This is a genomic window from Anaeromassilibacillus sp. An250 (assembly GCF_002159845.1).
GTDB classification, from domain to species: Bacteria; Bacillota; Clostridia; order Oscillospirales; family Acutalibacteraceae; genus Anaeromassilibacillus; species Anaeromassilibacillus stercoravium.
This window is the reverse complement of record NZ_NFJK01000002.1, coordinates 234558-246887: the sequence shown is the minus strand read 5'-3', so window position 1 is coordinate 246887 and position 12330 is coordinate 234558. Positions and strand designations below refer to the sequence as shown.

13 protein-coding genes are annotated in these 12330 nt (G+C 49.0%); 1 reads left to right on the top strand and 12 read right to left on the bottom strand.

Annotated features, from left to right (window positions below):
• Positions 1-89 precede the first annotated feature (89 nt).
• The 4 genes from B5F54_RS02780 to B5F54_RS02765 form a co-directional block, all read right to left on the bottom strand.
• The gene (locus B5F54_RS02780; RefSeq protein WP_140400316.1) at positions 90-1766 is read right to left on the bottom strand and encodes an HD domain-containing phosphohydrolase; all 1677 of its coding nucleotides are present in this window, start codon (positions 1764-1766) and stop codon (positions 90-92) included.
• A gap of 205 nt (positions 1767-1971) precedes the next feature.
• Positions 1972-3522: an AMP-dependent synthetase/ligase gene (locus tag B5F54_RS02775; RefSeq protein WP_442856098.1), complete on the bottom strand. Its 1551-nt coding sequence runs from the start codon at positions 3520-3522 to the stop codon at positions 1972-1974.
• Positions 3482-3874, bottom strand: coding sequence for a 4'-phosphopantetheinyl transferase family protein (locus B5F54_RS17495; RefSeq protein ID WP_172749512.1), 393 nt, complete (start codon positions 3872-3874; stop codon positions 3482-3484). The genes B5F54_RS02775 and B5F54_RS17495 overlap by 41 nt, the downstream gene beginning before the upstream one ends.
• A gap of 218 nt (positions 3875-4092) precedes the next feature.
• A complete protein-coding gene (locus B5F54_RS02765) occupies positions 4093-4323 on the bottom strand; it encodes an acyl carrier protein (RefSeq protein ID WP_087230153.1) in 231 nt (76 codons plus the stop codon).
• Between the two features lie 341 nt (positions 4324-4664).
• Here B5F54_RS02765 and B5F54_RS02760 point away from each other — a divergent pair, with 341 nt between their 5' ends.
• Entirely contained in the window at positions 4665-5495 is an 831-nt protein-coding gene (locus B5F54_RS02760; RefSeq protein ID WP_087230150.1) for an undecaprenyl-diphosphate phosphatase, read from the top strand.
• Between the two features lie 186 nt (positions 5496-5681).
• Here the strand turns inward: B5F54_RS02760 and B5F54_RS02755 are convergent, their stop codons facing one another.
• The 8 genes from B5F54_RS02755 to B5F54_RS02720 form a co-directional block, all read right to left on the bottom strand.
• Positions 5682-6026, bottom strand: coding sequence for a phenylpyruvate tautomerase MIF-related protein (locus tag B5F54_RS02755; protein ID WP_087230148.1), 345 nt, complete (start codon positions 6024-6026; stop codon positions 5682-5684).
• Between the two features lie 59 nt (positions 6027-6085).
• Positions 6086-6355: a GIY-YIG nuclease family protein gene (locus B5F54_RS02750; protein WP_087230145.1), complete on the bottom strand. Its 270-nt coding sequence runs from the start codon at positions 6353-6355 to the stop codon at positions 6086-6088.
• A gap of 11 nt (positions 6356-6366) precedes the next feature.
• Positions 6367-6933: an RNA 2',3'-cyclic phosphodiesterase gene (gene thpR, locus B5F54_RS02745; protein WP_087230142.1), complete on the bottom strand. Its 567-nt coding sequence runs from the start codon at positions 6931-6933 to the stop codon at positions 6367-6369.
• Between the two features lie 201 nt (positions 6934-7134).
• The gene (locus B5F54_RS02740; protein WP_087230139.1) at positions 7135-7875 is read right to left on the bottom strand and encodes a hypothetical protein; all 741 of its coding nucleotides are present in this window, start codon (positions 7873-7875) and stop codon (positions 7135-7137) included.
• Positions 7876-7940: 65 nt separating this feature from the next.
• Entirely contained in the window at positions 7941-8756 is an 816-nt protein-coding gene (locus tag B5F54_RS02735) for a signal peptidase I (RefSeq protein ID WP_087230136.1), read from the bottom strand.
• A gap of 62 nt (positions 8757-8818) precedes the next feature.
• Positions 8819-9373 carry a hypothetical protein gene (locus tag B5F54_RS02730; RefSeq protein WP_140400315.1) on the bottom strand — a complete coding sequence of 185 codons (555 nt, stop codon included), beginning with the start codon at positions 9371-9373 and terminating at the stop codon, positions 8819-8821.
• Between the two features lie 150 nt (positions 9374-9523).
• A complete protein-coding gene (locus tag B5F54_RS02725) occupies positions 9524-10372 on the bottom strand; it encodes a TasA family protein (protein WP_087230130.1) in 849 nt (282 codons plus the stop codon).
• A gap of 265 nt (positions 10373-10637) precedes the next feature.
• On the bottom strand, positions 10638-12299 hold the full coding sequence (locus B5F54_RS02720; protein WP_087230127.1) for a hypothetical protein: 1662 nt from the start codon (positions 12297-12299) through the stop codon (positions 10638-10640).
• Positions 12300-12330: the final 31 nt, after the last annotated feature.

The window sequence follows — 12330 nt, the reverse complement described above, 5'->3', positions numbered from 1 at the left end:
GTTGTCTGTTGGTATCCTATGCTTCAATCTCTTTTTATGTGTCTATAAAGAAAAAGGACGGGAATTCCCGTCCTACATTTGAAAATCAATCACTCATTCGAAAGCGTTACCAACGTCGGTGAATGCCCCGTATATGGAAGAAATACCTCAAAGATGTCCTTTGTGCGGATTTTCAAGCTCGACGTATTGCGGCACGGATGGCATCCGAACAAAGGTTCCTCTGCTACATCCCGGTCCACCAAGAGCTGCACTTGATGCTCTGGGTCGTTCATCAACGCAAGGATACTTACCGAGCCCGGCGTCACCCCCAACATCTCCTCCAGCGCCTCTGGCCCCGCAAAGGATAAGCGCGCACTTCCAATCTGGGAAGATAGCTCCTTTGTATGGAAAGCCTTATTCCCTGGCATGACCAACAAATAGAAATGGGTCTTTTGACGGTTGCAGAGAAACAGGTTTTTACAAATTTCCACCCCTAAAAGGTCTTTGACCTCTTCACAATCTGCAATGGTAGCTGCCGGGCTGTGATCCAGGCGTTCATAAGAAATCCCCAGTTGATCCAATAGGTTGTATGTAGCCATCTCCTCCGGGGATCGGTTTTCTCCGCTTGGTCCTCCCTGATAAATGTGCTTATCCTGTATTTCCATATACGCACCTCTATATGCAGGAAGGCTGCCATCCGAGCACTCCGCTGCATGGAAGGCAAACTGTTCACATAGCTGTTTTTCTACTTCCATAAAGCACTTCAAAAGCATCGGGTTGAATGCGCCACATTCCCCATCCTGGATCATTTGTACCGCTTGGCTATGTGAATAAGGGGGCTTATAGATCCGTCTGCTCACCAGGGCATCATATACATCGGCCAGGGAAACTACCTGCGCCGCCAAAGGGATCTGGTTTCCCACAAGGCCATCTGGATAGCCACACCCATCCCAACGTTCGTGATGGGAACGGCAGATTTCATAACAGCAGGTAGCCAGCGCGTCGTCCTGCTCATAGACAAAACTCTGCAAAAGCTCACACCCATAGAGCGTGTGCCTTTTCATAATGGCATATTCATACTCCGTCAATTTCCCAGGTTTGAGCAGCACAGAATCTGGGATCGCAATCTTCCCAATATCGTGCATTGCAGCGGCATAAATGATCGTTTCCACCTGTTCTTCACCCAGCCCCAGTTCCCGGTGGGTCACCGCCAGATGGCGCAAAAGCACCTCTGTAATCCCACGGATCCGGCGGATGTGCTGCCCAGATTCGCCGTTCCGGAATTCCACCGCTGTGCTGAGCGCATCGATGATGAAGGTATAGGTACGGCGTAGTTTACACTCTTGCTGGCGCAATTCCCGTGTCTGATAGGTGGCTATTTTATCCAAATAGAGGCGGTGCGCATAGAGTTCCATCATATTCTGTATGCGCCTCTGGGCAACCTCAGCAGGGCATGGCATACAAATGACGTCTGCCATTCCCAAACCATACCCACGTAAGATAACTTCATCTACTTTTTTCGAATGGCGGGAAACAATTGTGACAACAGGAATCCGATCCGTCCAATGCAATTCGGATAGAAGCTCTAGGACTTCAAATCCGTTCAACTGTGGGTCCTCCATACCCAAAAGTATGGCGGCAATCCGGTTATGGCCGGTTTCCAAGTCTTGCAATATTTGTTCCTGGCTCTGGGCTTCCAACATTTGATAGGAACATTCAAACCATTTGCGCAAATTGTCACGTTCTGCGCCCATGTTTCCTACAAGCAGAATCCCCCTTGTCCTCACTCTTACGCCGCCTCTCCTAATAGACTGAATCGCCAAAAGGCGATGGTTTTTGTAACCTATGCCTGTATATTATAACGTAAGTTTGAGGACTTTACAAGAGCAGTGCAACAAAAGAGACAAAGTTCTACAATCCCCTTTGCCAAACAGGCGGTTCCCCCCCTGAAATCTCTGGAAAAGGGACCGCCTGATTCTTTTATATTGGCTTCTATTTGGAGGATGCCGTCCCGTAGTGCCGTTTGATCTTACGGGAGGTCGTTTTTTCAAACTCTGTCTCCCGCAGTTTGATCCTGCGTACCTGCTTAAACATCGGCAAAGCCCGGTTCATGGCATCCACACGTGCAGAAAGCTCTGCTTGGACATCTTTGATGCGCTTCTTGGCAGCATACTCCTCGTTGGGGTAGATCTCTGCTGTAATCTGCCCGTCCTCCTCATATACCAATACTTCGGCGACCAGAGGGTCTTCGCTGATCCGGTTTTCCAGCTCTTCCGGGGAAACATTTTCCCCATTGCTCAGAATAATCAGGTTCTTCTTGCGGCCTGTGATATACAGGAAATTGTCCTCATCGACATAGCCGAGATCGCCGGTACGCAGCCAACCGTCCACCAGTGTCTCCTTTGTAGCCTCTTCGTTCTTGTAATATCCTAACATCACCGAGCTGCTTTTGACCCAGATTTCTCCGTCCACGACCTTTGCTTCACAGCCAGGCAGCAATTTCCCCACGGATTCCTCTTTGACACATTGTTCCGAATTGCGGCTGATACAGGGAGCGCACTCCGTCATACCGTACCCTTGCACCAGGTTGATGTTCAACTCCCGGAATTTTTCGATCATCTCCGGATTGAGGTACGCGCCGCCGCAGTAGATCGTGCGTAAATTTCCGCCAAACGCCGCCTTCGCAATCACCTTTTTGGGGATCACCAGGGACTTTTTCGCTGCTTCACAGACTTGGTTGTACATAACCTGTGCGATCATTGGCACCACTAGCATGGTATTTGGCTTAAAGACCTGCAAATTTTTTGCAATACGCATCAGGGAATCGTTAATGCAGATGGTTGACCCCAACTGTAACCCTTTCAGGATATCGCAGGTAAAACAGTAGGCATGGTGAATTGGCAATACTGTCATCAATACGGCCGATCCAGGTTCGATGCCCATTTCCAAATGGACGACATTATCAATCAGGTTCCGATGATTGAGCATAACCCCCTTGCTCTTTCCAGTTGTTCCAGAAGTGTACATAATCACGCTGAGCTTTTCCCGATCCACAGGTTCGTCAAACGTCCCCGCCGTTTCTTCCAGGCACCGGTGAAAGGATAGCGTCCCCTCGCCATGTTCCGCACGCTGCATCTCAAAATAGGTCATAACCTGCGGGCAGCCGCTCCGCACCTGCTCGGCAATATCCGCATAGCTACTGTCATAGACCAACACTTCCACATCCGCACGATTCAGCTCGTCGCAGATGTCGGCAGCCGGCAGTTCCTTATCGATCGGTACAGCGACCCCACCGGAATTCACCGTTCCAAAATAGGCAACAATCCACTCATAGCTTGTAGGCCCCAACAGCGCCACATGCTTTCCGCGGAGATTTCTCTGCAACAGTGTCCGGCTAAACGCCTCGCTGTCCCGTTTGAGGTCCAGATAGGACCGGTCGATGATCTCCTTTTTCTTTTTATAGCGGATTGCAGTCTTCTCCCCATAGGTCTCAGCTGAAAAGTCAACCAAATCCTTCAGGTTTTGCAATTGATCCATCCTCATAAGTAATACCTCCTATCCGTTCTGGCAAATGCCGTAAGACGGTTACCGTTTGTTCTGGGGGAATTCCTTTTTTGCACACAGAAAGTATAAATTTTTTATTTATTACTTTTTGTATAAAGAAATAGCCGGGCACGTTGCTCTTTGGGGGGTCCCCCAGATGAAAAGAAACCTCCCGGAGAGGATACCCAAGCCCGGTCCCTAACGCTTTTCCATAGCTTTCTTTTAACGTCCAAAAGCGAAAGAATGCTTCTTCCCGCTCCCGGCTATCACCCAAAAGCTGTTCCCGCTCAACCGGAGCCAAACACCGGTATGTCAGGCGTTCGGAATATGGGCGGACCGCTTCGATATCCACGCCCGTTTCCACGCAATCGACCGCGCAAGCAACCATCCCTGTGCAATGGCTAACGCTGAACCGGACTTTGGGGAAATCATGTAGGAACGGTTTCCCCTCTGGCGTCCGTGACAAAACCAACCTGCCAGAAAAGCCGTGTAGACGATGTAGCGCCCAGGCGAGCAAGGTATAGGCAGCCCGGTGCTCCTGCCCTTCCAAAGGAACTGGACAAGTACAAATCATTCTTCTGTCAAAGTGGCGATGTAATCCAGCGCTTCCTGCACCGTTTTGATCTTTGCCGCCTCGCGTTCCTCCACCTCGATGTCGAATTCATCCTCAACCTCTCCGACGAGACACATAAACTCATAAGAATTGAATCCCAAATCTTCCACAAATCGGGAATCCCTGTGGATATCCTCATCTGCCACCTGAACATAATTCCGTATCATTTCTTTTAATTGCTCAAACATTACGAAACCCTCCTCCTAGTTTTACAAGCCATCCACATTTTCAAAGGCATATTGAAAACTCTAGGCTATAATTGGATTATAGCCTTGCAGAATAAAGTTTTCAATAGACGAGGTAGCAAGCTTTTTTGATTTTGTTGTTTTCCGCTTTGTGAAAGAGGCACAGTTTCGACCTGTTTCGATGTTATTCGGATTTTTTATAAACGGGATCATCCTTTTAAGAAATCGCTAAATATCGTTTTATTTTTATGTCATCCATTGTATAATGGATAACGGCGGCCGGAGGCGCATCCAATCTGACGGCGCCCTCTGCCAGAACGACCAACCGTTTAGGAGGTATATCAATGGATTTACTGGAGCTCCTCAAAGCTGCCATTCTTGGCATCATTGAAGGTATCACGGAATGGCTACCCATCAGCAGCACGGGCCACATGATCCTTGCAGACGAATTCATCAAACTCAACACTTCGCAGGCCTTTAAGGATATGTTCCTGGTCGTTATCCAGCTAGGTGCGATTCTTGCCGTTGTGGTGCTGTATTTTCACAAGCTCAATCCCTTTTCACGAAAGAAGACGCCAACGGAAAGGCGTGATACATTCACCCTTTGGGGCAAGGTTATTGTTTCCTGTTTGCCTGCGGCGGTGATCGGGCTCCTTTTCGATGATATGATCGAAAGCATCTTTTTCAATTATGTAACGGTCTCCATCATGCTCATCCTCTATGGTGTCCTGTTTATCTTAGTGGAGAATTGGAACAAACGCCGTAGGCCAAAAGTACGCACGCTCTCGAATCTCTCCTACCGCACTGCCTTTTGTATCGGTCTGTTCCAAGTGCTGGCGCTGATCCCTGGGACTTCCCGTTCTGGGGCGACCATCCTCGGAGGAATCCTGCTTGGTGCATCCCGCACGGTCTCCGCAGAATTTACCTTTTTCCTAGCGATCCCCGTGATGTTCGGCGCAAGCTTTTTAAAAATGGTCAAGTTTGGCTTTACATATACCGGTATGGAAATCGCCATCCTTTTGACCGGCCTGATTGTAGCGTTTGTGGTTTCCGTCCTTGCTATCAAATTCTTGATGGGGTATATCAAAAAGCACGATTTTAAAGCATTTGGATATTATCGGATCATTCTGGGGGCACTCGTCCTACTCTATTTTTTGGTATTTGCCAACGGATAAAAGTACCATTTGTATATATTGTCCTTATTATTACAAATGGTCATTCACGTGCTATAAAGGGCGCTCTCCATTTCAAAAAATTCCTAGCGAAATTTCCCAGCCCTCTTTGGACTACGCAAAAAACGCCTCCGCAATCGCGATCTTAGCGAATTGCAGAGGCGTTTTTCTCTTATCGGATCTCTCTATTTAAAAATTATTTCCATTCCAACCCCAATAGGCAACTTCTTCATATTTCACATAGATACGGTTTGGGGCGATCTGTAGCTCCTTGCTCAAAATATCCGTAATGGCTGCTGTCATTTGGTTGTACACGCTACCATTGGCTTTCCCATAGATTTTGACCTCTACAAAGGCTGCCGGTTTGTCACAGTCCCCCTGGAAGTAGATCTTGCAACCGTCTTCGAACGTGAGCATCAGCCAGTTTTCACTTTTTCCCGGGATTAGGGAAATTGCCTGCCCCAATTTGGCCTTAATCGCTTTTTCCTGCTGTTCCGTCATTTTAACGCTGACTTTCGTCTGGATGCATGGCATGGTATAACTCCTCCTTCTATCGATCGTTGTTTTCAAAAGTATAGCACAATCCATCTCTCTTAATCAAGCGGCCTTCCGTGGATTAGCGCCAGCTTTTGCAGCCTGGTCAAACGCTTAATTTCCGCCTCCCTACGCAAGGCAGCCGAACGGTCCGGCTGCGCTTCCTGATAAACGAGGTGGACCGGCCTACGAGAACGTGTATATTTTGCCCCACGGCCTGCATTATGGGCGGCCAGCCGCTTTTCTAGATGGTTGGTCCATCCAGTATAGAGGGTCCCATCGATGCACTGAAGCATATAAACAACAATCCCGTTTTCTTTCTCCGGCATCTATCCGCCTCCTATTCGTCGGAATCGTATGAATGGCCTGGCAATCCCTCCAACTCTCTCTCATAAATTTCCGTATATGTAAGTATTCCCTGTGGAGAGTCGGAGCGCATCAGGTAAAACTTTCTAACCTCCATATCCACTGGGGGGATGGTGGCAGAAAACGCTGCTAAAGGAAACCCTTCACACAATTTTACCTTTCTTCCTAGGGTGATGTGCGGCTGAAACCCCCTCTGCTCAAGCGGGAACCCCTTGAGCCGCAAGGCACGCTCTAAAAAACTTTGCAGTTGGCGGAGCCCCTGGGACTCTCTGACTCCAGCCCAAAGGATATCCCCGCCCTTTTCTTGGCAAAAACAGCCTATCCCCTCTAATCGCAGAGGAAAAGCAGGCAATTTCACCTGATCCATCACCTGTAGAATGGCATCCACCTCTGTAACATCTCCCAAGAAGGACAAGGTCAAATGAAAATTCTCTTTCCGTGTAAAATTTCCAGATAACGCCTGCTGGCAAAGCTGGTTTTCTATATACCAGAGTGCTTCTAAGATAGCTTCACTGAAACGGATGGCAATAAAGAGCCGCATTTTGAAACTCCTTTATCATGCAGAAACCCATAAATCTTCAAATGCTGTGTTACCAGCATCATTCCAAAGCTCCTGCAATGAATCCAAAAGATTCTTACATAAAAAATAGCGCCTGCAAGAGAGCGAGGCGCTATTAAAATGATTTGAGATGTGGCAATAAGCCGTTTCCCACTATGGATATTCCTGCTTTGTCTTGATCGGTTATTCGGATACCTCCAGGGTGCTGCTCTCTTCTCCTGCCGGTTCCGGTATGGTCGTATTGCCCTCTACCGGCCCATTCTGCCCTTCATCCAGCGCTGTATTCTCTTCCACGGATGTATTTTCACCTGCTGGCACGCTCTCTTCTACCGATGTGTTTCCGCCTGCTGGCGCGCTTTCCTCCGCAGGCGTATTTTCGCCCACGGACGTGCTCTCTTCCGCTGGTATGCTTTCTTTCGCTGGTTCAGACACTTCTCCAGCGTCCGTCCCCACAACGTATAAGCTCACAGGTCCCAAATTCCGGACAAGAACGCACTCTTCCGGCAATCCTTGGATGGTCATCACACGCGCTACGTCTTCTTCCAACTCATCAGGCAGGTCGATCACCAATTTCACTTTATCCTGATCCGCCCCGCTCAAAGAATCGTATCCATCCACATACAAGTTCACCGGCCGGCTGATTGTGATTCGGCCATCCGACAGGGTCTCTGCAGAAACTTGGATGGTATCATCCTCACCGCCTGATTTCACCATCTTCTTTAGACCGGACAGGTTCTCAGGTTCGACTGCACTTGAAAAATCTACAACATCCCCATCATAGACGGAGACGACCATCTCTTGATGGTCACCGAAAGAACCCCCTTCGCCTTCCTCCGAAGCGAGCGTTGTCCCTGTCGCCACTGTGAGCAGAAGCCCCATACTCAAAATGGTGGCCACTGGTAATTTTAAAAAACGCATTTTCATTGCAACCACTCCTTCGATTGATCATAAGCATGGATCTATATACAAGATTTCAGCTTGCTTTCAAATTAATCGTCCTTTATTTGAGAATCTTCTGCATCATGTTCATCCGACGGTTCAACCAGATCCGCACTTTGCGAAGCCACAAGCTCCTGCGCCTCTGGTCTTTGTTGCTCCGACGTTTCCTCTGTTGGCCCTTCAAAATTTAGCATCTCAGCGTCCCCTGGCTCTTTTTGTAGTCCATCGGGAAGCGCCTCCTGCTCGGAAGGGGCCTGCTCATCGGAAGCATTTTCGGATTTTCCTTCTTTAAGCGCCTTCTTTTCATCCTGGTAAGCCCAAAAGTTTTTCAATAAACTAATGGATTCCACAAATAGGATGATCATACATGGCAACAACAAAAGGAAGAAGAAACCATTCCTGGTCTTCATAAAATTCAAAAGATAGCCCAAATATGGGATATGAAAGATAACGCGGCCAATGACATTCGTTGGCACAGCGGCCGCATCGTCACGATCCTCGTTCGCATCACCTTTTGTGATAAACATCCGGCCGTTGTTGTTATCAACCACTTGGATAATCCGGTGACTCACCACTTGTCCACTCAATGAAGTATCATTGGAGATAAAGGTGATGATGTCCCCCTCCTGTAAGGTCATCGGGTCTACTTTCTCCACAATAATTACGCCGCCAACATTTAGAGTCGGTTCCATACTTCCGCTCAACACGGTAAACATTTGGTAATTCTGCAAAAACGGCAACCCGTTCCCTTTTGAACCAATCGCAAGATACAATAGGATCACGATCAGCCCAATCAGCACGACCAGAAAAAAAGCATTTAAGATTTTACAAATAATTGACCATATTTTTTTTATACGTTCCATCATACGCAGCCTCTCTACTCAGACATTTCCTAAAAACGCTGTGTATGACCGGCAACCGATCCTTATTATTCCTGAACGGACTCTGCCTCAGGGATAGAAACATCTGCCGTGACATACAGCTGCGCGTCCTCCGTCCCTAAAGCACTGAGGTCCGAATCCGAAGCAGCTTTCAACTGCAATGTATAAGCAATCGTGTCCGCATCCTCTTCCGCTACGCCAACCTGTGCAACAAAAGAGGTCCCATCCTCTGAACGCTCCAAAGGCTCACCGTTATCGAGTATGGCGATCTCCCAATCCGCAAGCGCATCCTCAATTTCTTCGCCATCTGCATTTTTCACCAACACGCGGAAATTCACTTCCGTTTGAATGTTGGAAACATTCTGCATTTTAAACGGGATATAGGCCGTCTGGCCATCCTGCAAAGCTGTCAAGTTTAAAACGCCTGGGTCGGACTCCTCGTTGTTCGCAAGGTTCAGCTTGACATTGACCAATGCACTAGTAGCCGTCAGCGGCATCTGTTTTTGATCTACCTGCCACGCAAACGTAGCTGTACATACAGTCGCCAAAATCACCAGTATCAAAGTGAGACTTAGCCACGACTCTTTAAGCAGTTTGAACAACTTGCCCTTCCCCCTTGTGAAATAAGATAGGCCGGTGCACCGGGGCAACTGCCCCGGCGCGCCGGTTGATTTGACCTCTTAATAACCGCAAAAACCCATTCATATTTCGCTATTTCACTTTGCTATACGACAAAGCTACTATAAATAATATTAGGCTTTGTCTGCGTACGTTGCATCTTTGTCAACCTGCTTTGCATTCACAGTGAAGTTGACATGGTACTCTTTGCCCTGATACTCGTTGTCAGCATCCTTATCCAGATAGGCGCCCAGAGCATATGTATTGTTCTCAGCCGTTGCGCCTGCCGGGAGAAGCAGATCATTACCGTCGCTGTCCTTCAGGACATAACCGTCTGTGCCCTGCAGCTGGTCAAGGGTGATGTCCTCAGCAACAACTTTCCACATCCATGTCTCATCAACAGGAACCTTCTGGAACAGAACAACATGGAAGTGATCGTTCGTGCCACTATAGTTAGCCGCATCATAAGTAAGGTTGATATTGTTTCCGGTGTATCCGTTGTACGCCTTGCCCAACTCATTTTCGCACTTCCAAGCCGGATCATCGGTGCCCAAGTTCTTGATGCCGCCGTTGCCGTTCGGGACAAGCTTCGGAATCCGGTGCGATTCCGTAGCAGCCTCTTCAAAGGAGAGCTTCAGGTTGACAGGCAGGGTACCATCATTGCTGATAGCGAACTGCTGTACATAGACCGTCGGATTCTTAAAGCCTTCTTCTTCATAAGTCGACTCTGTGCGGCCGCCATTCAGGGTATCCGTCATCTCGGCAATTGCCGTGTCCTCCTCCATCGGACGCATGTTCACGAAGTTCAACTCTGTTCCATCAGATGCATCGTCATCGGAAACACTGATGTCCAGGATGCCGGCCTTAAAGTTTGCGTTGACCTTCTCGGTGTCGGTGAACCAAGCCATGGTAGCGCCAGCCACGAGGGTGAGAACAACCAGGATTGCTACACCGGACATTGCCAGTTTTCTCTTTGCGCTCATTTTTGTTTCCTCCTAATTGAATATATTTGGGTTTATGGACCGTCCCGGTCAAGGGACAATCCGCGCGGCCAAAATGTAGATAACGTTTTGTGGGTAAGAGTTTCCGCCTGTAAATGCCCAGGCGCCCCCACCTTTTGGCATGGCCAGTATTTGCATACCGCCGTCGTTTCGTGTGGCAGCCGTCTTCCTCATAAACTGCTGTCACACCGTTTCCACAGAAAGCCCTCTGCAATGCTTATGGCCTGCGAGTTCCCTCCTGAAAATCTCATCTTTCTTCTTGAACATCGTCCTGCTCATCTTTTTTCCCGCGGAAAAAGATACACAAGGCCCCGGAGCCTACCGCTAAAGTAGCTGAAACAGCGAGCAACGCCAAGGTATGATCGCCGGTCTTAGGCTTTCCACTCGTCCCGCCGGAGGAATCGTCTCCACCGATATGGCCTCCGGAGAGTCCATCTGTAGACGCATTTGCTTCCTCACTGCCTTCCGGCGGCACGGTTGTCGTTCCGGAAGTATCTGTTCCGCCGCCTGCGGAGCCCCCGCCTTCCGACGGTGTCTCTGGAACGGTGGGCGGATTGCTGGAAGGATCCTCAGACGGCGTCGGGTCGGGACGGTCGTCACCGCCTCCACCTCCACCGCCGCCTCCGCCGCCATGGGAGGAATCCTCGCTGGAACTTCCTGGGTCGCTCGAAGCGTCCCCATCGTCTACATCGAACTTCAAAGCGAAATTAAAATCGATACAATGCGGCATCCAGTTGAATGCATTTGGCGCCTGATAAGCAAACGCCAGATGATCCAATGTCAACACATCGTTTTCATTCAATACCGTACCGCCGAAAACATTTTCTGCACTCTGTGTAGCCGCCGAGCCCGAATCCTTTTCCATGAAGTCCGCAATGCTCATTCCATTTGCGGAATCCTTCACACCGTCAATCGGAGACGTCTCTGCATCGAAGGTAAAACGCATGCAGTTGCTATAGAGGTAATGGTATCCCATTGCTAAGAGCTCCGGGTCCGTCTCCAGCATCTGATAATGGTTGTTCGGCTTAATAATGCCATATAGCTTAAATTGGTCAAACATGGGGTCCGTCGTATTGGGATCGAAGCGCTCCGAAGGGTCCTCCGAAAAGCTCTTAAACTCCATTTCGCCGCCCAAGACTTCCAATTTCTGCCGGTTGGTCAGATCTTCCAACGAATCCACATTGTAATACAGCTTCAAATAATCTGCATAGGTACGGTCCGCATCCGCAGAGACTGTACGCTCATGGCCGTCCGCATCGCGGAAGGAAATCGCTTCTTTGACGCGCGACTCCACCTGCACCGCTTCGGTCAGCGTAACATCATAGGGATCTTCTTTGCCGAACAGCCGCGCCATAGGCTTGTTGCTTGTCCGAACCGCCGCCACAGCAAAGCGAATGTACTGGTCGTCAAATCCCAGAACATCAAAGGAATTGGGGATCGTCTGGTAAGCGGTGCCATACTGGATTTCATACGGATGTTCTTCCGTGCCATAATCCACCGATACAAATCCGGTGTACTGGCTGATATCCAGCGGGATCGGTCCACCCACCTGATAAGTATTGACCGTCGTAAAGTCATAACCGCCGGATTCCCAAACAAGCTTCTGGCCGCTTTCATTGACAAGCTTCACCTTTACGCCCGTATTGCTGCCGGGATGATAATTGTCCTCAATCAAAACATTCGGGGAAGCGATTGGGTCAAAACGGATGGTTGCAACGCCATCTTCAATATCCCCCGGCTTAATGGTATAGACATAATAGCCGTCCTCTTGCACGAGGGCGCCTTCATCATCCACATGCCATGCGCCGCTTCCCAGGAATTGCTCCGCTGCCGCCTGTGTTAAATATGCAGAAATCGCACAAAAAACAATCGTCAGCGAAAGGAAAACGGAAAATGCCCGCTTTTTCATATCTGCCCCTCCTGGTCTATAAAACTTCTAA